Origin of the sequence: Chamaesiphon minutus PCC 6605 (assembly GCF_000317145.1) — a bacterium.
GTDB lineage: Bacteria > Cyanobacteriota > Cyanobacteriia > Cyanobacteriales > Chamaesiphonaceae > Chamaesiphon > Chamaesiphon minutus.
Map to the genome: position 1 here is coordinate 3,872,483 of NC_019697.1, position 25,397 is coordinate 3,897,879.

Annotated in this window: 25 protein-coding genes and 2 tRNA genes; 17 read left to right on the forward strand and 10 right to left on the reverse strand. The window is 42.1% G+C overall.

The window, feature by feature from the left end; translation table 11 throughout:
• Positions 1 to 64: 64 nt before the first annotated feature.
• A complete protein-coding gene (locus tag CHA6605_RS17720) occupies positions 65 to 901 on the reverse strand; it encodes a hypothetical protein (RefSeq protein ID WP_015160781.1) in 837 nt (278 codons plus the stop codon).
• Positions 902 to 1,113: 212 nt separating this feature from the next.
• Here CHA6605_RS17720 and CHA6605_RS17725 point away from each other — a divergent pair, with 212 nt between their 5' ends.
• From CHA6605_RS17725 to CHA6605_RS17775, 11 genes are all read left to right on the forward strand, one after another.
• Positions 1,114 to 1,539, forward strand: coding sequence for a tetratricopeptide repeat protein (locus CHA6605_RS17725; RefSeq protein WP_015160782.1), 426 nt, complete (start codon positions 1,114 to 1,116; stop codon positions 1,537 to 1,539).
• A gap of 41 nt (positions 1,540 to 1,580) precedes the next feature.
• Positions 1,581 to 2,354, forward strand: coding sequence for a glucose-1-phosphate cytidylyltransferase (gene rfbF / locus CHA6605_RS17730; protein WP_015160783.1), 774 nt, complete (start codon positions 1,581 to 1,583; stop codon positions 2,352 to 2,354).
• A 36-nt stretch (positions 2,355 to 2,390) separates the two neighbouring features.
• Positions 2,391 to 3,476, forward strand: coding sequence for a GDP-mannose 4,6-dehydratase (locus CHA6605_RS17735; protein WP_015160784.1), 1,086 nt, complete (start codon positions 2,391 to 2,393; stop codon positions 3,474 to 3,476).
• A 147-nt stretch (positions 3,477 to 3,623) separates the two neighbouring features.
• Positions 3,624 to 4,862 carry a class I SAM-dependent methyltransferase gene (locus CHA6605_RS17740; protein WP_015160785.1) on the forward strand — a complete coding sequence of 413 codons (1,239 nt, stop codon included), beginning with the start codon at positions 3,624 to 3,626 and terminating at the stop codon, positions 4,860 to 4,862.
• Positions 4,863 to 5,211: 349 nt separating this feature from the next.
• Positions 5,212 to 6,066 carry a phytanoyl-CoA dioxygenase family protein gene (locus tag CHA6605_RS17745; protein ID WP_015160786.1) on the forward strand — a complete coding sequence of 285 codons (855 nt, stop codon included), beginning with the start codon at positions 5,212 to 5,214 and terminating at the stop codon, positions 6,064 to 6,066.
• A gap of 9 nt (positions 6,067 to 6,075) precedes the next feature.
• Entirely contained in the window at positions 6,076 to 7,239 is a 1,164-nt protein-coding gene (locus tag CHA6605_RS17750) for a class I SAM-dependent methyltransferase (protein ID WP_015160787.1), read from the forward strand.
• Positions 7,240 to 7,246: 7 nt separating this feature from the next.
• Positions 7,247 to 7,771 carry a GNAT family N-acetyltransferase gene (locus CHA6605_RS17755; RefSeq protein WP_015160788.1) on the forward strand — a complete coding sequence of 175 codons (525 nt, stop codon included), beginning with the start codon at positions 7,247 to 7,249 and terminating at the stop codon, positions 7,769 to 7,771.
• 5 nt (positions 7,772 to 7,776) lie between these two features.
• Positions 7,777 to 8,493: a WbqC family protein gene (locus CHA6605_RS17760; RefSeq protein ID WP_015160789.1), complete on the forward strand. Its 717-nt coding sequence runs from the start codon at positions 7,777 to 7,779 to the stop codon at positions 8,491 to 8,493.
• On the forward strand, positions 8,490 to 9,227 hold the full coding sequence (locus CHA6605_RS17765) for a cephalosporin hydroxylase family protein (protein ID WP_015160790.1): 738 nt from the start codon (positions 8,490 to 8,492) through the stop codon (positions 9,225 to 9,227). The genes CHA6605_RS17760 and CHA6605_RS17765 overlap by 4 nt, the downstream gene beginning before the upstream one ends.
• Positions 9,228 to 9,229: 2 nt before the next feature.
• Positions 9,230 to 10,351, forward strand: coding sequence for a DegT/DnrJ/EryC1/StrS family aminotransferase (locus CHA6605_RS17770; protein WP_015160791.1), 1,122 nt, complete (start codon positions 9,230 to 9,232; stop codon positions 10,349 to 10,351).
• Positions 10,352 to 10,417: 66 nt separating this feature from the next.
• The gene (locus CHA6605_RS17775) at positions 10,418 to 12,871 is read left to right on the forward strand and encodes a glycosyltransferase (RefSeq protein WP_015160792.1); all 2,454 of its coding nucleotides are present in this window, start codon (positions 10,418 to 10,420) and stop codon (positions 12,869 to 12,871) included.
• A gap of 186 nt (positions 12,872 to 13,057) precedes the next feature.
• On the opposite strand, the gene CHA6605_RS17780 is transcribed toward CHA6605_RS17775, so the two are convergent.
• A complete protein-coding gene (locus CHA6605_RS17780) occupies positions 13,058 to 13,462 on the reverse strand; it encodes an NIL domain-containing protein (protein WP_015160793.1) in 405 nt (134 codons plus the stop codon).
• Between the two features lie 107 nt (positions 13,463 to 13,569).
• Positions 13,570 to 14,082, reverse strand: a complete 513-nt coding sequence (gene moaC / locus CHA6605_RS17785; RefSeq protein WP_015160794.1) for a cyclic pyranopterin monophosphate synthase MoaC — start codon at positions 14,080 to 14,082, stop codon at positions 13,570 to 13,572.
• 38 nt (positions 14,083 to 14,120) lie between these two features.
• On the opposite strand from moaC, the gene CHA6605_RS17790 reads away from it, so the two are divergent.
• Together CHA6605_RS17790 and CHA6605_RS17795 are read left to right on the forward strand one after the other, a co-directional pair.
• Positions 14,121 to 14,193: transfer RNA gene (locus tag CHA6605_RS17790), tRNA-Arg, on the forward strand.
• Between the two features lie 93 nt (positions 14,194 to 14,286).
• Positions 14,287 to 14,359: transfer RNA gene (locus tag CHA6605_RS17795), tRNA-Arg, on the forward strand.
• A 144-nt stretch (positions 14,360 to 14,503) separates the two neighbouring features.
• Here CHA6605_RS17795 and CHA6605_RS17800 read toward each other — a convergent pair.
• The 3 genes from CHA6605_RS17800 to petH all read right to left on the reverse strand — a co-directional run bounded on the left by CHA6605_RS17800 (position 14,504) and on the right by petH (position 17,576).
• The gene (locus CHA6605_RS17800; RefSeq protein ID WP_015160795.1) at positions 14,504 to 15,553 is read right to left on the reverse strand and encodes an LOG family protein; all 1,050 of its coding nucleotides are present in this window, start codon (positions 15,551 to 15,553) and stop codon (positions 14,504 to 14,506) included.
• Positions 15,554 to 15,876: 323 nt separating this feature from the next.
• Positions 15,877 to 16,200, reverse strand: a complete 324-nt coding sequence (gene trxA, locus CHA6605_RS17805; RefSeq protein WP_015160796.1) for a thioredoxin — start codon at positions 16,198 to 16,200, stop codon at positions 15,877 to 15,879.
• A 152-nt stretch (positions 16,201 to 16,352) separates the two neighbouring features.
• Positions 16,353 to 17,576, reverse strand: coding sequence for a ferredoxin--NADP reductase (gene petH / locus CHA6605_RS17810; protein ID WP_015160797.1), 1,224 nt, complete (start codon positions 17,574 to 17,576; stop codon positions 16,353 to 16,355).
• A gap of 656 nt (positions 17,577 to 18,232) precedes the next feature.
• Between petH and CHA6605_RS17815 the strand changes: the two genes are divergently transcribed.
• Both CHA6605_RS17815 and CHA6605_RS17820 read left to right on the forward strand, forming a co-directional pair.
• Positions 18,233 to 19,231 (forward strand): phosphoribulokinase, encoded by a 999-nt coding sequence (locus tag CHA6605_RS17815; protein ID WP_015160798.1) that lies wholly within the window; start codon positions 18,233 to 18,235, stop codon positions 19,229 to 19,231.
• A gap of 187 nt (positions 19,232 to 19,418) precedes the next feature.
• Positions 19,419 to 19,733: a Uma2 family endonuclease gene (locus CHA6605_RS17820; protein WP_157260028.1), complete on the forward strand. Its 315-nt coding sequence runs from the start codon at positions 19,419 to 19,421 to the stop codon at positions 19,731 to 19,733.
• A gap of 7 nt (positions 19,734 to 19,740) precedes the next feature.
• Here the strand turns inward: CHA6605_RS17820 and CHA6605_RS17825 are convergent, their stop codons facing one another.
• Positions 19,741 to 21,114, reverse strand: coding sequence for an IS4 family transposase (locus CHA6605_RS17825; RefSeq protein WP_015158054.1), 1,374 nt, complete (start codon positions 21,112 to 21,114; stop codon positions 19,741 to 19,743).
• A gap of 94 nt (positions 21,115 to 21,208) precedes the next feature.
• Between CHA6605_RS17825 and CHA6605_RS17830 the strand changes: the two genes are divergently transcribed.
• Positions 21,209 to 21,448, forward strand: coding sequence for a Uma2 family endonuclease (locus CHA6605_RS17830; RefSeq protein ID WP_086936242.1), 240 nt, complete (start codon positions 21,209 to 21,211; stop codon positions 21,446 to 21,448).
• 33 nt (positions 21,449 to 21,481) lie between these two features.
• On the opposite strand, the gene CHA6605_RS34325 is transcribed toward CHA6605_RS17830, so the two are convergent.
• From CHA6605_RS34325 to CHA6605_RS17840, 3 genes are all read right to left on the reverse strand, one after another.
• Complete coding sequence (locus CHA6605_RS34325; RefSeq protein ID WP_157260029.1) at positions 21,482 to 21,622, reverse strand: hypothetical protein; 141 nt, start codon at positions 21,620 to 21,622, stop codon at positions 21,482 to 21,484.
• An 85-nt stretch (positions 21,623 to 21,707) separates the two neighbouring features.
• Complete coding sequence (locus CHA6605_RS17835; RefSeq protein WP_015160799.1) at positions 21,708 to 22,016, reverse strand: DUF3067 family protein; 309 nt, start codon at positions 22,014 to 22,016, stop codon at positions 21,708 to 21,710.
• A gap of 154 nt (positions 22,017 to 22,170) precedes the next feature.
• The gene (locus CHA6605_RS17840) at positions 22,171 to 23,070 is read right to left on the reverse strand and encodes a S66 peptidase family protein (protein ID WP_015160800.1); all 900 of its coding nucleotides are present in this window, start codon (positions 23,068 to 23,070) and stop codon (positions 22,171 to 22,173) included.
• A gap of 294 nt (positions 23,071 to 23,364) precedes the next feature.
• Between CHA6605_RS17840 and CHA6605_RS17845 the strand changes: the two genes are divergently transcribed.
• Positions 23,365 to 25,392 carry a PP2C family protein-serine/threonine phosphatase gene (locus CHA6605_RS17845; RefSeq protein ID WP_015160801.1) on the forward strand — a complete coding sequence of 676 codons (2,028 nt, stop codon included), beginning with the start codon at positions 23,365 to 23,367 and terminating at the stop codon, positions 25,390 to 25,392.
• The last annotated feature ends 5 nt before the right edge of the window (positions 25,393 to 25,397 follow it).

Genomic DNA, 25,397 nt, shown 5'->3' on the forward strand with positions numbered 1-25,397 from the left:
ATGCATCATTTCTGGCTCAAAAGCCCTAGCCGTCGCTAGTCTGGCATCTACTCCCGTTAAACCTCTAATCTTTTGCTGGAGGTTCTACCTTCAATTCTCCAGTAGGACTAATTGTTACTTTTCCACCAGTAGATCTGATACCAGCAATCGCCCGCTGAGCCACAAAATCATCTACTGCGGCATTTAAAACCATATTCCAGGCATCAAATTGAGCCTGTTTGCTATTGGGGTTGCGTGCTAGGTAATTAGCGGTATTTTGGGAAAGCTGAGCCACATTTTGAGCCTCTGGATCGGCATTTTGACTAGCCCAATTAGCCGCATTTTGCATCGAATTTCGCGCAGCAGGTACATCACCCAAAAATAGTAACTCATCTACAGCCTTGAGTCTCCAAATATAGTAGCCGCGCTCGGGAACTTTAGGAGATAGTGACTTCAATCCTCGATTCATGATTTCGACCGATCGCTCAGGCGCACCAGCATAGATAGAACCAGTACTCGACAGATAGAAATAACCATAGAGGAATCGAGGGTCATTAGCGAGGATCGCGTCAAAATACTCCATTGCTGATGCATATCCAGCTTTTCGGCGGACTTCTGTATCGCCAAAGTATTGAATAAAATCTAAGAAATACCAGTTAGCAACTAGATTATTATATCCAAATGTTGGCATTTTTTTGGCGATCGAAAGTCTAACTTTGGCTTTAGCTTCTTCACGCTGAAGAGCCGCCTTATCCATACTTTTACGTTGATGCTTAATTGTAGCTAGTTGGGGAATTTGTAGATAGATTACAACTGCAAATGCCCCCAAAATGCAGCCGATTTGTAAGAACAGTCTCGGCGATAGCCGGGACAACTTCGCTCTAAATGTAGCCCTAACTGAATTTTTTATAGATACTGACATAGATTAGGTAACTTTGATTCAAAATGATAGTTAATAGCCGAAAGTTGGTAACTTAGAAGAATGGCTGGAGTTCGATGACCCTTGGTCTGCCTTCTCTTCTCTCCGAGAGGCTAAGCCAACGCTTAGCGTCGCGTTGGCTTAGCCTGCGCTCTGCGCTTACGGCAATCGAGACCCTCAGGCCATACACATAATTGTCAGGAGTAAAATAGATCGTGGAAAACAGTAAAAAAAGTACATTGACAAAAGTATTTGTAATTGGCTCGGGACTTGCCTTTCTCTGTTCGACTGTATTGGGACTAAGCGGTATGATTGGCAGTTCCCTCGATCGACCCGCTGCTAGTGAAAAAGCTGCCCAATCTCAGAATGCCCAACTTCAAGCCGAAGAGAAAGGTTTTGCCACAGTTTTAAAACGCGAACCAAATAATCAAACTGCACTTAAAGGTTTGGTATCGATTAGAATGCGTCAAGGTGATGCTCCCGGCACTAAAGCTGCTCTCGAACAACTCATCAAGCTCGATCCCACCAATACTCAGTACAAAGAACTGCTCGATGCGATCGATAAACAGATGGCTGAAGCAAAAAAAGTGGGTACTCTAAAATCAACTGAGCCAACGCAACCTACTAAATCTTCTAAGTAGTTGTTGGCAAAGGGTTTATTCACTACCCATCAACTCGTCCTATGAAAGTCGTTCTCTTAGCAGGTGGTTTAGGTACGCGTCTGACTGAAGAAACCGAAATCCGGCCCAAGCCAATGGTCGAAATCGGTGGTCGTCCGATCCTCTGGCATATCATGAAACACTATACCCACTATGGCTTTAATGAGTTTTTAGTGGCATTGGGCTATAAGGGCGAATATATCAAACGCTATTTCTTGGATTACTACACTCTCAATGGAAGTATGAGTCTAGATCTCGCCACTGGCTCGGTGCAACCACAAGTCAAAGAATGCGAAAACTGGAAACTCCATTTGCTCGATACTGGAGTCCAAACTAATACTGGCGGACGGCTCAAGCGGCTGGAGTCGTACATTGGTAATGAAACATTCATGATTACCTATGGGGATGGCGTGAGTAATATCGATCTTCAACGGTTGCTAGAATTTCATAAATCCCACGGCAAATGGGTAACAGTAAGTGCTGTCCGTCCGCCAGCGAGATTTGGGGGGTTAGTTATCGAAGGCAATTTAGTTGCCAATTTCACCGAGAAGCCACAAGCGGGTGAAGGCTGGATCAATGGGGGATTTCTAGTAATGGAACCCCAGGTTTTTAAATACTTAAATAATGATAGTGCGGGACTAGAAGTCGAGCTATTAGAACGCTTAGCGGCTGACGGACAGTTGGCGGCTTACCGTCACTATGACTTCTGGCAATGTATGGATACCCTCCGCGATAAACACAACTTGGAAAATTACTGGCAAAGTGGTAATCCTCCCTGGCAAGTTTGGGAACAATAAGCGAGTGGGTTGGTATCGTAGGCAGATGTATTGGTTATGAGTATAAATAATAGTTTTTGGGATAATCGACCGACATTAGTCACTGGAGCGACAGGGTTGCTGGGTGGCTGGTTGGTAAAACGGTTATTAGGTTTAGATGCAGATGTTGTCTGTGTCATTCGAGATGCGGTACCACAATCCGAACTGATCCGCTCTGGTGCGATCGACCGTGTCAAAGTCGTCCGTGGCGATGTCTGCGATCGAGTGTTCCTCGAACGGGTGTTAGGGGAATATGAAATCGACACTGTAATGCACCTAGCAGCCCAAACAATCGTCGGTATTGCCAATCGGAACCCAATTTCAACTTTTGAGACGAATATCGCTGGTACGTGGCAAATGCTCGAAGCCTGTCGGCACAGTCCGAGTGTCAAGCAAATCGTGATGGCATCATCAGATAAAGCCTACGGCGACTGCGATACGCTCCCCTATGTAGAAACCACCCCCCTCCAAGGTTTGCACCCCTACGATGTCAGCAAATCCTGTGCGGACTTAATCGCCCAAGCTTACGGGCATACGTATAAATTACCTGTCGCAATTACCCGCTGTGGCAACTTCTACGGTGGCGGCGATCTCAATTGGAATCGGATTATTCCCGGTACGATTCGATCGATCCTGCAAGGCGAAGCTCCTATAATTCGTTCTAATGGTACTTATATCCGCGACTATATCTATGCCGAAGATGGTGCGGCTGCCTACATTTTACTTGCCGAACAATTAGCCGCTAATTCTAGTTTGTACGGGCAAGCTTTTAATTTCTCCAATGAAACTCAAGTTACCGTTTTAGATTTGGTAGATCGAATCATCGAGTTGATGGATTCCGAGTTGAATCCAATCGTTCAAAATCAAGCTAGTAATGAGATCCAACATCAGTTTTTGGATGCTACTAAAGCTAAAGAAATCTTGGGTTGGACGCCTAATTTTACACTCGATCGCGGCTTAGAACAGACGATCGTTTGGTATGAAAATTTCCTTGACTCTCAAAGACAGAAATTAGCAGAACGATCTGGCTCGCTCGTCGATTATGCCTCGATTGAGAAATTATCTCTTGCCGATCTAGCTATTCAACAGATCGTCCACAACTAGCAATATTAAGTACATTGCACTATCAAACTGTAGAGGTGGGTTTATGCAATCAATGACGTTCGTACTAGAGATTTATGATCGAACCCACCCTACCACAAGTAGATAAAAGAGCTGAATTCAGCTAAAAATTATAAATATATTATTAAAATGAGCGATAATCACTGTCGATTCTGCGAACATCCGCTTCAACATACATTTGTTAACTTAGGTGGATCGCCGATTTCTAATGATTTTTTAAATAGCGAACAAGTTGATAAATCTGAAAAGTTTTACCCACTCCATACTTATGTATGCGATCGCTGTTTCTTAGTTCAATTACCTGAAGTCGAATCGCGAGAACATATTTTTGGCGATGGTAATTATGCTTATTTTTCTTCCTATTCAGAAAGCTGGCTCAAGCATTGCCAACGATATACCAATCTAATGGTAGAGCGATTTGGATTCGATCGATCCAGTCAGGTAATCGAAATTGCTAGTAACGACGGTTATCTTTTACAGTATTTTCAGGCTCAAAATATTCCCGTTCTCGGCATCGAGCCAGCATCGAATGTCGCCGCAGTTGCCGAAGCTAAAGGTATTCCGACTCTGACTAAATTCTTCGGAGTGCAGACAGCGACAGAATTAGTCGAGTTAAATAAGCAAGCAGATTTACTATTAGGTAATAATGTTCTCGCACACGTACCAGATCTCAATGATTTTGTCGCTGGAATGAAACTACTACTTAAGCCAGCGGGAGTTATTACGATCGAATTTCCGCACTTACTGCAATTAATTACGCAAAATCAATTTGATACCATTTACCACGAACATTTTTCTTATTTCTCGTTCCTGACAGTCGAACGAGTATTTGCCGCGCATGGGTTAACTTTATTCGATGTTGAGGAATTACCAACTCATGGTGGCTCTTTGAGAATATATGGCAGACATAGCGAATATACTGAGTTAGCTATAACCGATCGAGTAGCGGAGTTAAAAGCAAAAGAAGTTGCCGCTAAACTCGATACGATCGATACCTATTTAGACTTTACCAAACAAGTCGAGAGTATCAAACGTCAATTGCTAACCTTCCTAATCCAAGCTAAAAATGAAGGTAAATCGGTGGTGGGGTATGGCGCGCCAGCTAAAGGTAATACCCTGTTAAATTATTGTGGTGTACGGACAGATTTTATCGATTACACAGTCGATCGCAGCCCACACAAACAGGGACTATTTTTACCAGGTACGCATATCCCAGTTTATCATCCCGATCTAATTACTGAAACCAAACCAGATTATTTATTAATTCTACCTTGGAATCTGCGATCGGAAGTGATCGAGCAAATGGCCCAAATTCGAGATTGGCGTGGTAAATTTGTCGTTCCCATTCCGCGACTAGAAATCCTATGAGATTTACCCCAACCACAATTTCTGGCACCTATCTAATTGAAATCGAACCTAATACCGACGAATGAGGCTTCTTAGCTCGTAGCTTTTGCGTTGATGAATTTCAGCAACATGAATTAAATAGCAATTTTATCCAGTGTAATGTTTCCTTTACTTCTTAGCTGGGAACAATAAGAGGGATACACCATCGATTAGCTTCTAATTCAGAGACTAAATTAGTTCGCTGTACGAAAGAAGCTATCTATAATGCTCCGGCTTTTGGGATTGATATGCCGCTGATGGTAAGTGTAATTAACAATCGAGATCGTAGTTATGATGATTTTCTTCAAAAAGCAAGTACGATTTTAAGGCTATGAATAAAAATGTAAATTTATTAACAACAGCACAAGTTGAAGAATTTCATTGTGATGGCGTATTGATTATCAAATCATTTTACGATATTACAACAGAGATTGAGCCAATTCAGTATGCTATTTATAATATTATTAATATTTTAATTAAAAAATATCATCTGTCAATTGAACAGTTACCCTTTAGTAGTGCAACCTTTGATTCTGGTTATCAAGAATTAATCGCTTACGATCGTCAAATTGGCGGAGAGGTCTATGATGCAATCAAGCAAATACCTGCATTCATTAGGCTGGTAGCATCTTCTCGCCATGATGCCATCTTTTCTCAACTCCGTCAAACCGATTTACCAGGAATTGCAGCAGCAGGTTATGGAATTAGGATTGATAATCCTTACGAAGAAAAATATCGGGCACCTTGGCATCAAGATTATCCGGCCCAATTTCGTAGTTTAGATGGCTTGGTATTTTGGAGTTCTCTAGTTCCAGTGACCTCATCTTTAGGGCCTGTTGAATTTTGTACTGGCTCCCACAAAGATGGATTAGTACCTGTATACACAAAAGATGCCAATAATTCTGAGAAATCAGGTGCTTATGCATTAACCATTATAAATGAAGCAAGCTTAATTGCCTCTTACCCACATATATCACCCTTAACCCAACCAGGTGATTTAATAGTCATTGATTTTCTCACATTACATCGCTCTGGTTTAAATATGAGTCAAAGATCGAGGTGGTCTATGCAAATGCGGTATTTTAATTTTACCGAACCAACCGGGATAAAAATAGGATGGAAAGGAGCTTTTGCATCAGGCGTAAATGTAGAAGAAGTCCACCCAGAACTTTTTTGTAATAATTAGGTAAAAATCGTGAAATGTAATATTTGCAAGTATCCTTTAGAAGCCGCTATTTTCTATTCTCAAGAAAATATTTCAATTACATCTTTATGTGAAGTGTATCCACAAAAAACAGAAGTATTCTTCTGTAAGAATTGTGGCCACTCACAGACAACACCACTGAGTGATATAGATAAATATTATGACTTGTCTTATAAAATATTAATTGAGACAGAAGAAGAAGATCAACTATATCAAACTATCGATGGTCATAAAAAATACCGAATCGACCATCAAGTAGAAACTTTATTAACCAAAGTTAATCTACCTAAAAATGCACAAATTCTCGACTATGGATGTGCTAAAAGTTCCATATTTAAGAAGCTAGTTAAAATTCGTACAGATCTGACTCCACATCTATTCGATGTCAGTGAAATGTACATCCCATTCTGGGATAAATTTGTTCACTCTAATAATTGGGCTACTTATACAGTAAAACCAGAATGGGATGAATATTTCGATCTGGTAACTTCTTTCTTCGCCCTAGAACATGTTACAAAACCAGAGGAGATGCTAACAACTATCGAACGATTACTTAAACCTGGGGGTGTCTTCTATGGTATAGTACCAAACACATATACGAACATAGCTGACTTTATAGTAATAGATCACGTCAATCACTTCTCTCAGAACTCCCTAGAGGTTTTATTAAAAAATACTGGATTTGAAGCAATTCATATCGATCCAGAATCCCATAATGGAGCTTTTATAGTTACAGCTAAAAAGAGATCGATAAATAAATCTTCATCAGTAGTATCTCAACCTAGTCAATATGCTATTTCCGATTTAGAACGAGAAGTAACCTCGATAGCTGAGTACTGGTATAATATTACGACTAAAATTAGATATTTTGAAGCAGAACATAGTAGCTGTAAATTTGCAGCAATTTATGGCTCTGGATTTTACGGCACTTTTATTGCTACCTGCTTAGAGAATTTAGAGCGAGTTGAATGTTTTATAGATCTTAGCCCTTATCGTCAAGGTAAATACTTATTAGAAAAGCCGATCTTATCTCCACAAGAATTGAACAAATCAACAGAGCTTGTCTATGTAGGTCTCAATCCTCAAGGTAGCTCTCGTAGCATAGCGGAGATCGATAACTGGCACGAATATACACATGAATATTTCTATCTTTAATAGTTAAATGGAGTACATAACAGTTGAGGCATCTCTAATTAGATTAAGGCAACCTGAAGATTCAGATTTAGCTTTAATGGTCGCGATGCGTAATAATCTAGAATTACAAGCTATGCTTATGAGCTTACCCCGTGCTAGTAATAATCAAAGAGTCCGAGACTGGTTAAACCATCACCTCAACAATCCTCAATCTATATTTTTTATAATTGCAGAAATAACTACGGATCTCCCCTGCGGATATATTCAAGTCACTAACATAGATTTTGTTCATAGGCATGGAGAATTAGGAATTTGTATAGATTCATCTTATCAAGGCAAAGGTTATGGAAAACAGGCAATTAATGCGATCGAACAATATACTCAAGAAATATTTAACCTGCGAAAACTAACTCTGAAGGTTTTAGAGAAAAATCAGGTGGCGATACATTTATATGAAACTCTTACATATCAGAAAATAGGAATATATCAAGAACATTTTTACAATCAAGGAACATTGCATAACGTCGTTGCAATGGAGAAATTATTGAGGTGAAATAAATGAAAAAAATAGTAATATCGCAACCAATGCTATTTCCATGGATCGGTTTATTTGAGCAAATACGACTTGCAGACTCTTACGTTCATTATGATGATGTTCAATTTTCAAAAGGAAGTTTTGTTAATCGAGTTCAAATTAAAACAGTTGATGGCTCTAAATGGCTGACTGTACCTTTAGATGGTATTAAACTAGGTCAAGAAATTAGAGAAGTCCGAATAAACGATCGCCAAAATTGGCGAGAGTCACATCTTAATTTATTAAAGCAAGTATATGCTAAAGCTCTTTATAAACAAGATATGCTCGATCTTGTTAGTTCAGTTTATAGTCAGCCAGCCACGACGATTTGCGATCTGAGCATAAATAGTATTTTGGCAATATGTAAATATTTTAATCTTGCTAGATCGGATAAATTTTTATATTCATCAAGAATTGGTTTGGAAGGTACAAGCTCAGAAAGAGTTTTAGATATTGTTAAATACCTTGATGGCAATATTTATATTACTGGACACGGTGCTAAAAACTACTTAGATCATTTTTTATTTGAAGAAAGTAATATTAATGTAGAGTATATGGACTACCGCAAAAATACATATCCACAATTACATGGAGAATTTACACCATATGTATCCACCTTAGATTTAATTGCTAATGTTGGCACCATAGGAAAAGAATTTATTAATTCAGAAACAATATATTGGAAGGAAGCTGTCAAATGAACGAAACCACTAAATTTCAAGCCGAAGTTGAAAATAACATCCAAAATTTACAAGATGATCCAGATGTTCAAGCTTTGTCGCGGATCTGGTTGCGTGAGATAACTCCGTATAAATATGCCTACAATTTTACTTGGATGGGACGACCAATTATTCAGTTCCCACAAGACATGTTGGCAATGCAGGAAATAATTTGGAATCTGAAACCAGATTTAATTATTGAAACAGGTATTGCTCATGGCGGCTCGCTAATATTTCATGCCTCAATGTTGGAATTAGTGGGGGAAGATGCGGACGTATTGGGGATAGATATTGATATTAGAGAACACAATCGTAGCGAGATTGAAAAACATCCAATGTTTAAGCGTATCACATTGATAGAAGGATCTTCTATCGATGATAAAACTGTTCAAAAAGTCTTCGACTTCGCTAAAAATAAACAGCGAGTTTTAATAATTTTAGATTCTAATCATACTCACGAACATGTTTTAAATGAGTTAAAAATCTACTCTAGACTAGTTACAAAAGATAGCTACTTGATTGTCTTTGATACATTAGTAGAAGACATGCCCGATTCACTATCGGGAGATCGACCCTGGGGGAAAGGAAATAATCCTAAAACGGCAGTATGGGAATTTCTTAAAAATAACGATCGATTTGAGATTGATAAAAAAATAGAGAGCAAGTTATTAATTACAGTTGCTCCAGATGGTTATTTGAAATGTATTAAGGATTAACTATGCAATTTATCCCTGTATCTGGCCCTTCAATTACCCAAAAAGAGATAGATTATGTTACTGACGCGGTAACTAACGCTTGGTATGGAGATGCAAATATTTATCATGATAAATTCGAGCGAGCATTCGCTAATTATCTAGGTGTTAAATATGCTATTGCCTTACCTTCTTGTACCTCAGCTATTCATCTATCATTATTAGCATTAGGGATTACTACTGGAGATGAAGTAATCGTTCCCGACGTAACGTGGATTGCTTCTGCTGCACCTATTAATTATGTGGGTGCAACTCCAGTTTTTGCAGATATCGATCCTCAAACTTGGTGTATTTCGGCTGAATCTTTAGAAAGCTATATTACTCCTAAAACTAAAGCGATTATTCCAGTTAATTTGTATGGTGGTATGCCAGATATGGATGCAATAATAGCGATCGCCAAGAAGTATAATCTAGCTGTAATTGAAGATGCTGCTGAGTCGATCGGTTCGGAGTATCATGGGCGCAAAGCTGGTAGTTTTGGGGATACAGGGGTATTTAGTTTTCATGGTTCAAAAACGCTTACCACTGGTGAAGGTGGAATGTTAGTAACGGATCGGGAGGATATTTATCAACGAGTCTTATTTTTAAGAGATCATGGGCGTAAGCCTGGAGATAAACTATTTTATAATACTGAAGTTGGCTATAAATATAAAATGAGCAGTATGCAAGCTGCGCTTGGTTTAGCACAACTAGAGCGGATTGAAGAATTGATCGATCGCAAGCGTCAAATTTTCAGATGGTATCAGTCTGAATTAGATTGTATTCAGGGTTTAACTCTTAACTATGAACCAGTTAATACGAAGAACACTTATTGGATGGTGACAATAATTATTGATGATAAGATGACGATAGAAAAAAATCAACTCATGGATGAATTACGAAAAAAAAACATAGATACTCGTCCATTTTTTCACCCGTTAAGTAGCTTGCTTGCCTATGAAAAATTAGCAAATACTAAAACAACGGTAGCGAACAATCGTTATAGTTATAAAATTAGTCAGCACGGTATTAATTTACCGTCAGGCATGAATATGGATCGAGAAAAAATTATTTATATATGTCAAGAGATTAAAAAAATACTAGCTTGATTTTTCATGCTGCATTGTAACTTATCGATCGATTTATAGTAAAATTAGTGCCTGTGTAATTACTTTATGTGTGTGAAAATTAGTGTAGGTATGCCTGTTTACAACGAGGCAGAAAATATAGCTAGAACGATTGAATCAATCTTAGCTCAAAATTATGAGAATTTTGAGCTAATCATTTCTGACAACTATTCTACAGATGGAACAATCGAAATTTGTCAGCATTATGAAAGATTAGATCCGAGAATCAACCTAATTAGAAACAGTGAAAATATTGGTGCAGTCGGTAATGCAAAACAACTTGTTCAAAGAGCGATAGGTGAATATTTTGTTTGGATCTCTGGGCACGATCTTTGGCATCCTCAATTTTTATCTAAATCTTTAGAAATATTTGAAGGAGATCGTGATGTAGTTTTATGCTATCCTCGTTCGATCTGGATCGATAGAGACGAAAAAGATTTAGGTACCATTGGTCGAGGTATTGATACGAGAGGATTAGATTTGATGTCTCGGTTTCAAATGGTTCTTTGGGGGATGGGCTATGGCTGTCCAATTTATGGATTGATTCGTTCATCAGCATTGAAACAAACAACATTGGGAACGAAAACAATAGGTCCAGATAATATTTTCTTAAACGAATTATCATTGCTTGGCACATTTGCTTATATTGATGAGCCATTACAATATGTTCGTAAATTAGATGACTTTGGTAGTTGGGAGCATTATATTCAGAAAATATTCAACCAAAGTTTATCTGAATTCTCAGCGTCAGAGCTATTTTGGACAATGATTTATGAATATCTTAAAATTGTCTATAAACATGTTAATAATTCTCACGACCGTAATATTTTAATATCTTCAGTAGTTAACTGTTTACTGACTAAGCATCAAGGTATTTTATCTGTTCTGACAAGTTCAGAAGTTACAAAGAAAACAGATGACTGGAGCAAAATCAATAAACTATTAAATAATATTCAGCAATCTGGAAACATAATCGATTCGATCTGGCAACATTATCATTTTGCTTCTTCAGCAAGTAGCTATAATTTGATTGCGATCGATGGCATATTCTTCCAGCTTTACAGTACAGGAATCGCCCGTGTCTGGAAATCTTTACTAGAAGAGTGGGCGAATACTGAATTTGGAAACCATCTAGTCGTACTCGATCGAGTAGGTACAGCACCTAAAATTGAAGGCATTAGTTATTATCAAATTCCTGCCTATGATTATAATAACACTGATGCGGATCGCCAAATGCTGCAACAAGTATGTAACGATCTAAATGTAGAACTGTTTATATCTACTTATTACACTACACCTCTAGAGACTCCTTCAGTTTTCATGGGATATGATATGATTCCTGAAGTCTTGGGTACCGATCTAAATCAACCGATGTGGCAGGAGAAAAGACGTGGGATCGAACACGCATCTGCTTATTTAACTATCTCCGAACATACAGCCAAAGATTTACTAGAACTATATCCAGATATCGATCCTAGTACTGTTACCGTTTCTCATTGTGGAGTACAGCCTGTATTTAAAACTAGATCGACTGAATCGATCGATGAGTTTCGCCATAAGTATGAGATTACAAAACCCTATTTTATTCTTATTGGCTCGGTCTTAGATGGTTACAAAAATGGCATCTTGTTTTGGCAAGGATTCAGTCAACTCGATCGATCTGATGAGTTTGATATAATTTGCACTGGTGCGGCTGGATTGAATGCTGACGAACTCAAACAATATGCACCGAATAGTAGGATTCTACATCTTTGCCTAGATGATGATGAATTGAGTATGGCTTATGCAGGTGCGATCGCGTTAGTATATCCTTCTAAATATGAGGGCTTTGGCTTGCCGATTGTCGAAGCAATGGCTAGCGGTTGCCCCGTGATTACTTGTCCGAATGCTTCAATTCCCGAAGTTGGTGGTGAGGCAGTTATTTATGTATTCGATGATGATATCGATGGGATGGCAGAAGCTCTATGTGAGGTACAAAAGCCGCAGCTAAGAGCCGCTCTGATTGTCGCAGGTTTGGAACAGGCGAAACAGTTCTCTTGGTCTAAAATGGGAGATATTGTTAAAAATGTTTTAATCGCACAAACTTTAACTCATCTCCCATTAAGCGAGCAAAATCTGATTATTTTCCCCGATTGGTCGCAAGATGAAGAAGAGTTAGGTGAAGAGATTGCTAATGTTTGCTATAACTTAGCTCAAAGTTCGGAATTCGATCGACCGACCTTATTAATCGATACTACCAATGCTAAAGATATCGAATCTGTAAATGTCTTAATATCAGGTATTGCCATGAATCTGATGATGGCTGTCGATCTCGATATTACCGAACACTTAGAGATAGCTTTAACTGGAGAACTATCATCGATTCAGTGGGAGGCGTTGTTACCTAAATTGCAGAGCCGGATTAAATTAGAGCTAGAAGATGTTCGATCGCTCGAATCATCTGGAGCCAGTCTACTAATTGAAATCGATCTAGCTGCATCTCCAGCTCTAGTCTCAGTCTAGTTCTCCCATCTGCTGGAGGAGACGGTAAAAACTGGTTATTAATTTTACTGCGCTCTCATCTTTAAGCCAGATCTCATCATTGTGAATTCCCAAATAAAAGGAGATATATCTATCTCCTTTTTTATTTATCCAAATTTCAAAATAAAAGATGAGTAGCTAAGCTCGATCTGTCAGGTTTAGATCGCGCTACAAATTGGTAGAAATTGCGCCGACGGGACAAGTCGGGATACATTGTTCGCATACAATACAACGCGATCGCGTAAAGTTAAGCTTGAAGGTATCGGGAGCGAGATTGAGAGCTTCAGTCGGACATACGCCAGTACACAATCCACAATCGACACAGACATCTTCATCGACATAGATTTCCTTATTAGCCGTCGAAACCTGAATGCCTTGCGATCGCATCCACTCAATGGCTGCATCGAGTTCGTCGATGTCTCCAGCTAGTTCTACCACTAATTTCCCAATTTGGTTGGGTGCTACTTGCGCGCGAATGATGTTAGCAGCGATATTAAAATCTTTAGCCAGTCGATATGCCACTGGCATCTGAATAGTACGTTTAGGAAAGGTCAGAGTTACCCGTTTTTTCACGATCGGAAGGGAGAAAAGGAATACGTACTCGCTGTCTATCACATTTTACGGCGTAACCGAATCAATGAGAATTTTCGTGGATTAAACTTTAAACTATCACCCACCCCTTATCCCTCGAACTGGAAATCTGACTTACCCCCAGTTTTACTTACCAAACGGATATTCTCGATCTGCATCGACTTTTCCAAAGCTTTAGCCATATCGTATAAAGTTAGAGCCGCGATCGATACTGCTGTCAGAGCTTCCATCTCCACACCTGTTTTGGCTTCGATCGTTACTATCGATCGAATCAAAATTCCTGGCAAATCTCGATCGGGAGTTAACTCTACCACGACCTGACTTAAAGGTAGGGGATGACACAGTGGAATGAGATTGGCTGTTTGCTTCGCCGCCATGATGCCTGCAATCCTGGCAACACCTAAAACGTCACCCTTGGGCGCATTGCCCGCCAGAATTGTCTCTAAGGTACTATTAGACATGCGCACTCGACCTTCGGCAACAGCAGTGCGCTTAGTCACCACCTTGTCAGCAACATCTACCATCGTTGCTTCTCCCCGATCGTTTAAATGTGTGAGTTGGGAATCTGCCTGAGATTGAGTCCGATCGGAAAAGTTTTGCATGATTACGCTAAAAGTATGTTAATGTTATTTACTGGCTGGGGCGAGTAGTTTAGTGGATAGAGCGTCCGGCTACGAACCGGAAGGTCGGGGGTTCGAATCCCTCCTTGCCCACTAATTTAAGCTAAAAAGGTTCGAGTATCAGCTCGAACCTTTTTAGTTTTTTCATCAGTTGGGAAAAGGTATGTTATAATAGAGAACGGACTAGGGCAAGTAGCTCAGTGGATAGAGCTTCTGACTACGGATCAGAAGGTCGGGGGTTCGAATCCCTCCTTGCTCATTATTTATGACTGCTTCTTTCGGCGGGGAACTCGCCGAAAGAAGCAGACTCTCTCTATTGTCACATTCTCCTGTTCGAGTTTTTCGACCGGAGCACATCCGCTAACCAACCTGCAATTAGACGTAAAAAGATTTCTTTTCGCGTCTATTTAGATTCGGGATGAGTATCCAAACAAACGTTCCCATCCATCCGACCGAGCCGACCAATCATCTGGTACAAACGACCAAAATCGCGCCGATCGAATTTGAATACCAATCGTGGCAGGTCAACAGTTGGATCCTCTAATTCTTGAGGTAAAGCAGTAGTTTGAACGATTCTCCCATCAGCCGCCAAGTCACCAAATTCTTGATTGAGTAACTCGAGATCTCGATCGCAAAGTGGCAGTTTCAATCGCATCACAAATATATCGCCAACATAACGGCTAGAGTGATATACCCGATAAAAGTTCCGAATTACTTCTGCTGCAACCTGAATATCATCAGCAATCGTGTATAAATTTAGATCTCCAGGACTAATCAACCCTGTTGTGGCCAAATGTTGGCGCAAATAATTGTCCCAGTCGCGCCAATATTTACCACCAGGTCGATCGAGTAAAACGATCGGGACGGGGCCGTATCGTCCAGTTTGACACAGTGTCAGCGTCTCTAGAGCTTCATCTAAGGTTCCAAATCCTCCTGGAAATAGCACCACCGCATCGCTTTCTCTTAAGAAAAATAACTTGCGGGTGAAGAAATATTTAAATGCGATCGTTTTTGGATCGCCCAGAATATATTTATTCGCGCTCTGTTCGTAAGGAAGCTGAATATTCAACCCAAAGGAATTTTCCGCGCCAGATCCAGCATTGGCAGCGGCCATAATCCCGCCGCCAGCACCTGTAATTGTCATAAATCCCTGCTGGGTAATGAGCTGGGCGAAATCATAGGCAAGCTGGTATTCGGGGACTGTCTCGCTAGTCCGCGCCGAGCCAAATACTGCCACCTTACGAACGTGTCTGTAAGGATAAAACACCTCGAAAGCTCTTTCCATGTCTTCGATAGCCGCACTCAGAATCTTCCAATCTAACCTATCGATCTCGGTTTCAGATAACCGTAAAATGGCCTCTAATGCCCGCTGAATCCACTTACCATTACTCATGCTGGGTAAGCGATCGATCGTAGCTAAGAGGTTATCTTTGAGTGCGGATAGAGCATCCATAGGTTTAATTCAAAATTAATTGGCTGGTGTCTGGTTACTCATCAGCCTAACGTAACTTACACTACGCATTGAAAAGCGTCTCTAGCCTAATCTAGACTGAGACGCTGTTTAATTAGGCGCACAAGAATATCGATCGAGCATCATATTCTTGAGATCAGGCAGATCCCATTTTGGTTCGCATCTGACAGCTCACCAGAAAGAAATGGTGCTGCACTCACTCTGCTGCGTAGCCCTAATCATCTGAGCCAACTGACTGAATGTCATATCTTCTCAATGTCGATCGAGAATTCGGCTCGCTATTTGAACCAGGCTAATTGTAATATTTAGAGATATTTTTCTACAGTATTAGAAAGAGTTGCTTTGGGAACGGCACCGACCACAGTATCGACTTTTTGACCACCTTTAAAAATCATCAGCGTAGGAATACTCCGAATGCCATATTGACTTGCAACATTGGGATTGTTGTCAGTATTAAGCTTGAATACTTTGATTTTGCCTTCATACTGGGCGGCTATTTCATCTACTACAGGGCCGACCATTCTACAAGGACCGCACCAAGGTGCCCAGAAATCCACCAATACTGGAATCTCACTATCCAGGACATCTTCTTTGAAAGAACCGTCTGTTACTTCGACTGCTGACGACATGGCTCCAATCCTTATTTTACCTAAGTTTGTTCGGTTTGTATGCAATTTTACCATAGGAATAGGGGGTAGAGGGTAGAGAGTAGGCGGTAGGAAAATAATTCGTAATTACCTTCTACTGTCTACTCCCCACTCTCTACCCCCTACTCTCTAAATTAGTAGGTTTCAACGTGCCAACGACCAGCACGTTTCATTTGAGAGCGATAGTCGGCCCATTTGACATCGGACTTGCTAGCGGCCTCAGTGAGTGCTGCATCGATGCCTGTTTCCATCCCTTTGAGTCCGCAGATGTAAACATGAGTTTTCTCTTGTTGAATCAAAGACCAGAGTTCGTCCGCATTTTCAGCGATCCGATCTTGAATGTACATCTTGCCACCCTGTGCATTTTTCTGTTCGCGACTGACTGCATAAGTCAGCTTGAAGTTGTCAGGATATCTTTCCTGAATTTCTTCGAGTTCGCCTTTATACAGGATGTTAGGAGTAGTTGCGACCCCAAATACCAACCAAGCCAAACCTTTGAATTGATAGTCAGAGTTCGCATGACGCTCGTTGTCTTTAAACATCCGCCACAGGTAAGCGCGGAACGGTGCGATTCCGGTTCCTGTTGCCATCATGATCACTGTTGCTTCCGGATCGTCGGGTAAGAGCATTTCTTTCCCGGTGGGGCCAGTAATCTGGACATCATCGCCCGGTTTGAGATTGCACAAGAATGTCGAGCAGACACCTTCGACTTCTTTCCCCGTTTTCTCGTCTTTGTACTCTAGTTTACGCACGCACAACGATACAGTTTTGTCATCGACATCATCACCGTGACGGGTGCTCGCGATCGAGTACAGACGGATTTTGTGGTTTTTGCCTTTATTATCTTTACCAGGAGGAATAATCCCGATACTTTGGCCCTCAAAGTACCGCAAATCTCCAGCGGAAATGTCAAATTTTACATGTTGAACCATGCCAATTCCACCTTCAGCTAACAGCCCATCATTGGAAACACATTTGCCAACGAATGGAGCATTAGGGCGATAGATATTGACCGGAACGTCTGCATGTTTTTTGGCAGCAGGTGCGGGTGCAGCGGTTTCTGCTGGTGCAGCTTCGGTATTGGCAACTGGAGCTTCGTCACTTGCTGTAGCAACTGCTTCTGTTTCAGCGGCAAAAGGACGAATGCTGAGAATTTTGCCACCTAATTTGGCAATGCGGCGCATTTCTTGATTCATCCGTTGATAAGGAACGGTAATGAACGAGCTACCACTACGACGGATCTTGTTGCTATTGCCCTCTGACGTTTGTGTATCGCGTAGACCGATAACTTCGTAGATAAACAGACGATTATTTGCTGCTGAGTTACCAGCACTACCGCTTAGACTTGGATTGTACATTGCTATTTTATATCTCCGAACCCCAAATATTAGGTGTCATTATAACTTTAGTTACTTCAAATATCACTCGTTGGCAGAGTCTCTTCAGCGGGAGAAGCATCGCTGCTAGCTGTTAGACCAGAGTGCAGACAACTTGTCGCTATATAAACATATTCCAGTCAGGATACCGTAGCTGCGCCCCATTACACAAGAGCGATCGGGCGAGTTTCCCAAATTGCGAGGATTTGAAGAATGCGGGTAGATTGTCTCACTCAAGCGATCGATTCGGCTCGATTATAGCGATCCCGAATGTTCGGTTGTGTGTCGATGGTGAGATCTGCGCTTCGGCTTCGGCTATAATGTTGGCTGGGTAATAGTTTTTAAGTTACCGACACACGCGATCTAGCAAGCCAAATATCATTGATTTAATGGTAGCTATCGTTACAGAAGTGTGCTTAAATTAGGATTTTATACCTGACAGATCGCCATCGAATGCCGACTCGAGGGATAATTGCACTAGCTCTTGACATCGACCGATTTTCTCCAGTGCCAAATACTGTAACCATGGAAAATTAGTTCGTGTCTGCTTCGATTGGGATAGCGGTTTGAGGTAAAATTTTATTTCAAAGAACTAGATCTTAATACTTACAAAAGATTTCAATATATAGAGGATAGCTATGACAAAGGTGGATCGCGTGGTAATAATTGGGGTTGCTGGAGACTCCGGCTGTGGTAAGTCAACGTTTTTACAACGGATTATTGACTTGTTTGGGGAGAGTTTCGTGACAGTAATCTGTTTGGATGACTACCATAGTCTCGATCGATACCAGCGCAAAGAGCAAAAGGTAACAGCACTCGATCCGCGTGCGAACAATTTCGATCTGATGTACGAGCAAATCAAAGCTCTTAAAAGCGGTCAAACGATCGAAAAACCAATTTACAATCATGAAACTGGTTTGATCGACCCGCCCGAAAAAATCGAACCCAATCATGTGGTCGTCATTGAAGGTTTGCATCCGCTCTACGACGAAAGAGTCCGTGGTCTGATCGACTTTAGCGTCTACCTCGATATCACCGATGATGTCAAAATCGCCTGGAAAATTCAAAGAGACATGGCCGAGCGCGGTCACAGCTACGATGATGTCTTAGCGGCAATCGAATCGCGTCGTCCTGACTTTGAAGCATACATCGAGCCACAACGCGGTCATGCCGATGTCGTAATTCAAGTATTACCAACTAAGTTGATCGACGATAAAGAAAGCAAGCTCCTCCGCGTGCGCCTGATGCAGCGTGAAGGTGTCTCTGACTTCGATCCTGTCTACCTCTTCGATGAGGGTTCGACGATTCACTGGAGACCTTGCGGCCGCAAATTAACTTGCGAATATCCTGGAATTAAAATGTTCTACGGCCCCGATACATACTACGGTCACCCCGTATCAGTACTCGAATTAGACGGACAATTGGGCAATCTAGAGCAAGTAAGTTATATCGAGAGCCACTTGAGCAATATTTCCACCAAACACAAAGGTGAAATGACTAGCCTCCTGCTTCAACACCGCGAGTATCCTGGTTCCAATAATGGTACTGGTTTATTCCAAGTCATGGTCGGTCTAAAAATGAGAGCGACTTACGAACGTTTGACTTCTAAAGAAGCTAAAGTTGCTGCTAAAGTCTAATAGAGTTAACAGGTAATTTGGCTTAAGTTAGATCGAAAACAAGAGAGGGTAGTGTAAAACGCCCTCTCTTTTCGATCGGGAGCAATCTCGATCGATGTTCGATTAGCCCAACTTGGCCTTCGATAGAAGTCCAATGAGAGGTGCGATCTTGTTAAGATATAATCGATGTGATTCGATCGATATTGCGATGATTGCTACCACGACAAAAAAACTCACGAAAGCAGAATTTTGGGCGTTAGCAGATGCTAGCGATCTCACTTATGAATTAATCGATGGCATTGCCGTATCTAAAACGTCCCCTAAATATTTTCACTCTCGCTCTACTCTAGCTTTAGTTAATATCCTGAACTTATGGAGCGATGGGCGTGGGAGAGTTGGGATCGAATGGGCATTCGAGCTAAACGAACATTTTACATCCGTACCGGATTTGATATATGTTTCATTCGATCGATTGCCGGAAAGTTGGAATGAAAATGCGGCTTGTCCAGTCCCACCCCATTAGTGACAAGTTAAGAAGCGATCGCACTTGTCAAGCGGGCTTGAGGCGATGAGTCGAAGAAAAAATTGTCTGTTCGACTCATAGAATCAGGAAAAGGTGCAATAATTAACTTAACATTAGGTTTACGAACAGTTTTAACAATACCTAAATCTTGATTCTCTGGGGCAGCAAAATAGGTGACTGGATTGGCAGCTAAACCTTTATGATGAGCTACATGAAAGTGATAAAGACCTCGATAAATCATCTCTAAAGAAATGCGGTCGAATGGGAGAGATAATTCATCAGCTACAGCATCACCTAAATCGACTAGAACTGCATAAAACAGCCAAGTCCCCCACATCTGTAATTTAATTCCATTAACTGAACCAGTCCATAAATAACTCAACCCGAGCAATCGTTTAACAGTATTAAAAGCCTCTTCAATTCGCCACCGTCTTCCGTACAAATCGGCGACTACATAGGGAGGAAGATTCAATGGGTCGAGTACACTAGTTAGATAAGAATACCAGACTTTACCCACTTTAATTTCGACTAATCTTACAGTTATATATGGAGTCTTTTTGGTGCCAGACCCCATCCGCACTATTCGGTCACGGATACTATAACTATTGCTAAATACTCGCTCTATCTGTAGCGATGCACCTTTTTTTAATCGAGTAATAAAATGAATATCTCTGTTAATTAATTCTTGCCAAAATTGGAAATGATAGAAGCCTCGATCCAAGAGCAATAAAGTGCCCGATGTTACTAAATTCAGGATATCTTTCTCAAAATTAACATCTGAAGCTTTGGGATTTTCTCTAAACCAGATTTCAATCGGCAATCTCGTCACCAAATCTATGACTACTCCCATTTTTCCCGCTAGTTGTCCGATTGGCACATCAGATAAGCTATCTAATTTCTTGAATATCGCTTCCAATGTGGAGCCATCACATGCCCAAATCCGCTCAAATTTTGCTTGAGCAAATTCAATGCTTTGTGGCAACAATCGCTGTTTTCTCTGGTGCCACTTCACTCTAAATTCTGGCAGTAATTCCTTAAACACTCTCTCAAATAACTCAGATGGAAAGGTCAGAAATCTTTGTGCAATCGCCTGTTGACTTACTTGTGTTGGCTCACACCACAAAAATCCTTCTCGCCCTAACATTCGGCTTAGTTCTCTGACTCCTGGCACATTCCGCCACAGTAGCGTCAGCACTGCTGCCATCATCAAGGGTAAATTTAACAGCCGATTTCTCAGCCCTAATTGTCGGTAGTAATGACTTTGATTGAAAATTGCTGGTGTCAATAAAGCCTCTACTTGAGCGGCGATGATCTCATCTTCCACACCTGGTTGGTGGTTCTTTTTGGCGTGGTCGCGGTTACTTCTTCGGCGGCTGGTCATCAGGCCTCTATTCCCTCAAACTCTTGACTAGAAACAGTTTGGCATCTTTTTATTACCCTTTTGACAAATCTCTGATTTTCTTAACTTGTCACGAATGGTCCCACCCGAACTCGCGATTGAAATTATCTCAACCGGACAAACGTTCGGACAAATGACCCAAAAAGCTGGCTATTATCTGACTGGAAATGTATTGCGAGTGTGGATAGTCGATCCAGAAGCTAAAAGTGTGACCGTATTTTATCCCGATCGCGCGCCCGTGACTTATATGGGTGAAGGCGTAATTACCGACGATTTATTTCCAGAGTTATCAGTGGCAATCGATCGATTATTTTAGAATTTAGTTTTGAGTTTTCAGGCGAACTATCCTTTAAGTTTGGATACCAATATCATCGGGATGGATGCCGTGATTTACCCACGTAATTGCAGCCTCGACTGTTTTCAGATCTAAAGGAACGTGCCGAACATGAATATGGGCGGTAGATGCACAAGTCATTTTCTGTAGCATCATCAGGCCGATCTCTGTAAAATGAAGCTACTCTTAACCGAGAAGTATTGGAAGTATATGGGAACCGCTCAATTAAGAACGCCTAGAACTATAATAGCCATTCTGATGCTCGATCGCCTAAATCTAGTAAGATGCTTACCGCCTTACCCAGTCGCGGTTTTTCATTAGTTTTTTCGATAAAGCTTTTGACTTGTTCGCTACTACCCATTGCGGCTAAATAAGAGCCAACCGTATCTAAATGAGCCAGATAATCTGTCTCTGAAAGTGGAAAAGATGCTTGTTCTTGATATTTCCACATCACCTGTAAATAGATTTTATTGGGTACCTTCCGCATTTGGACGTCATAGGAATAGCCCCATTTAGCAACGATAACTTCTCTTAATTCTTGTCCGGTCATTGGGATTTTGGATTTTGGATTTTGGATTATTTGGCGAACATCCTCTTACTAGATCGAGATCGATCGAATGATTGGATTTTTAATTTTGCGGATGGCATCGCCTTAATATTTTTGATATCTAAAAATATTATTTAATTGCTGTATTAGCTAGCACTTACACTATTTTCAGTTCGCCTGTATTGCCATCTAAAATAGCTTCTACACCGACGGGGAGCGCGGCGTTGCAGCCATCGTGCCCGAAGGGGAGATTGGCGACGATCGGAATCTGAAGATCTGTCAGTCGATCGCGGAGGACTTCTTCTACTGTAAAGCTAGAACTCCCTTCTGGGGGGTCGCATTGGCTGAATCTGCCGATCGCAATTCCGGCAACTCGATGTAATGCGCCAGTGAGTCGCCAGTGAGTTAACAACCGATCGATCCGATAGGGAGCTTCAGTAACATCTTCGATTGCTAGAATCGTGCCAGCTAAATCTGGTTGATGGAGCGTTCCCAATAGATGCGTAGCCACAGTGAGATTGCAGGGTAATAACTTGCCCGTCGCTACATTGCTCACCCAACTATCTCCTTGTAGTGGGGGGAGTGGTGCGCCAGTAACTAACTTAAATAATCGATCGCACGACCATTCCGGCTCATCTGATAAAGTAGTTACTAATGGCCCGTGGACACCACCCGCAAATCCTGCTCGATCGAGACTCCATAATAGAGCTGTAATGTCTGAAAAGCCAATCAGCCACTTAGGTCGATCGCTCGGTTTCCATTGCCAATCTTCTAGCAATCGCATCCCACCATAACCGCCGCGCGCGCACAAAATCCCGCGACAGTCTGGATCTGCCCACGCAGCCGCCAATCGATCGCGTCGTGTGACATCGCTACCTGCTAAATATCCCCATGCTTGAGTAACATCTTCCGCCACTTCTACCCGATAACCGCGATCGCGCCAAATTCTAATGCCACGATCGAGTGCTGTTCGCTCTCGTAATCTCCCGCTGGGAGCGATAACCCTTAATAAATCTCCACTTTTGAGCGGTAAAGGTGTTTGACAAGGTTGAATCATGGGTATTTATAAGATAAGTGGATTGATTTTTATTTAAGCTTGAGATTAGCAAGCGATCGCAGGTTAGAATTTGGATCGTTGGTGTAGCATCTCCTCTCGCAGAATCGCCCGATCTGTCTGGGTTTATCCCCATCTCGAAGTTCGCGACTTCTCACTTGCTACATCAAATAGCCAAAATTACTCGCGGATCTACTCTCTGTTGTTGAGAATCGTTTCCCCGAAACCACTTCAAGCCACACACCTGACTTGCCATCATAGCGCAAACGATCGGATGACCGGAGCAACCCCAACCCCATGACCAACCAACTAGCGGCAAAAATCGTCTGCCAAAATCCTGAATGTCAGGCTCCCAACCCAGTGAGTCACAATTTTTGCGCTCATTGTCGTACCGCCATTCCCAAGGTCTACCTATGGACTGTTGGTGAAGATGCCTCTAGCTTGAAAGTCGGGCAGATGCTGGCAAACAATCGCTATATCGTTGTCAACAGTCGGGTGTTGCTAGACACCAAACCAGGCTGGCAACCAGAAGTAGTCGAGCGCGTGCCCGAATATATTACTCCTTATCTGCGGCTGATCGGTCATCGCCCCCACGTCCCGCAAGTTTATGGTTCGATTCCCTTAAATCGCTCGGGACGACGGACTACTACATTATGGCTGTTGGAAAAAGCACCGATTTATAGTGAGGGATTAGGAGCTGCTTTTGCTGGGAGACTAATGCCAGAACTGATCGAAAGCTGGAAAACCGCCGGATCGATGCGCCAACTCAATTGGCTGTGGCAAATCGCCAATCTGTGGGACTCGATGCAGGTGGAGGGGGTAAACAAAACTTTATTACATCCAGAAGTGCTGCGCGTTGAAGGCGGCCTGTTACGAACGATCGAATTAATACCCAATGCTGAAACACCTCCGAAATTAGCCGAACTGGGCAAACTCTGGAAAATGTGGCAGAAACAGGCGCGGCTCGGCATCGCCCAAATTCTGGACAAAATTTGTAATGGACTCATCAAAGAAGAAATTACGACCGCTACACAACTGATCGCCATGCTAGATGAGGGTTTGCGAACGGTAGGTCAAAAACAATTTCTCAATTGTAATTATCTGACACTCAGCCATACTGGGCCGACTCGCGAGCAAAATGAAGATGCTTGCTATCCACCCAGCGGCGACCCACTGTATCAGAATACAGGCTACGATCTGAGCCTGGCGATTGTTTGCGACGGCGTGGGCGGCCATCAAGGTGGCGAAGTGGCCTCTAATCTGGCAATCGATACGATTCGTCGTCGGGTCGAGAATGTACTTAATAAGCCAGAAAATCGTTATCCCGATAGTATTACCATCCAAATTGAGAACTCTACCTGCGTTGCTAACGACCAAATAAGCCTGCGCAATGACAGCGAAAATCGTCAAGAACGCGAGCGAATGGGCACGACGATGGTAATGAGTCTAATCTACGGTCACGAGGCTTATATCGCCCATATCGGCGATAGCCGTGTTTATCGGATTACGCGCACTGGCTGCCATCAAATGACATTAGATGACGACCTGGCAACTAGAGAAGTGCGCCTAAGCGGAGTCTTGTATCGCGAAGCCTTAGGGATGACTAGTTCTGGTTCGTTATTTCAAGCCTTGGGAATGAATTCTTCGACCGCGCTCCATCCCAATATCCGCAGGACGATCGTCGATGAGGAATGTATTTTCTTATTGTGTACGGATGGTGTCAGCGATCGCGATCGAGTCGATCAATATTGGCAAACCGAAATTCTTCCCGTTTTAGAAGGGAAAGTAGATCTAGCGACCGCCTGTCAGCGCACGATCAATATGGCGAATACTCACAATGGCCACGACAATGCCACCGTCGCGCTGGTTCATTGTCAAGTCAAGCAGCCAGTCGAAGCCGGACAAAATACCACCATCCAGGATTTTCCAGCCGCTGCCCCGACCTCGATCCATTCGGATACGCTGCTACTGAGTAGTCCGGAGACTAGTACTGAAGATGCGGCTCGTCCGAGCAGCCGGATTGGCGAGCGAGCCGCCAACAAACTAGAAAATAAAAAGCCCCTAATCTTAGGGGCAATTGGGTTGTTATCATTAGTCGCGATTGGGGCTGTTAGTTGGTTCTTGTCTCAAAATGCGCCCAATTTTACAACTCCAGCACCCACCCCCAGTCCGGCAGGTACTGAGGCTCCAACACCTACCCCCAGTCCGGCGGGTACTCAGCCACCGACACCTAGCTCCAGTCCCACTAGCGCACCGCCGATGGGAGAGCCGCTGCCAGGTAATCCTCGGCCTGCTGGTGCGCCTGACGATCGACCACCAGTATAGTCTCG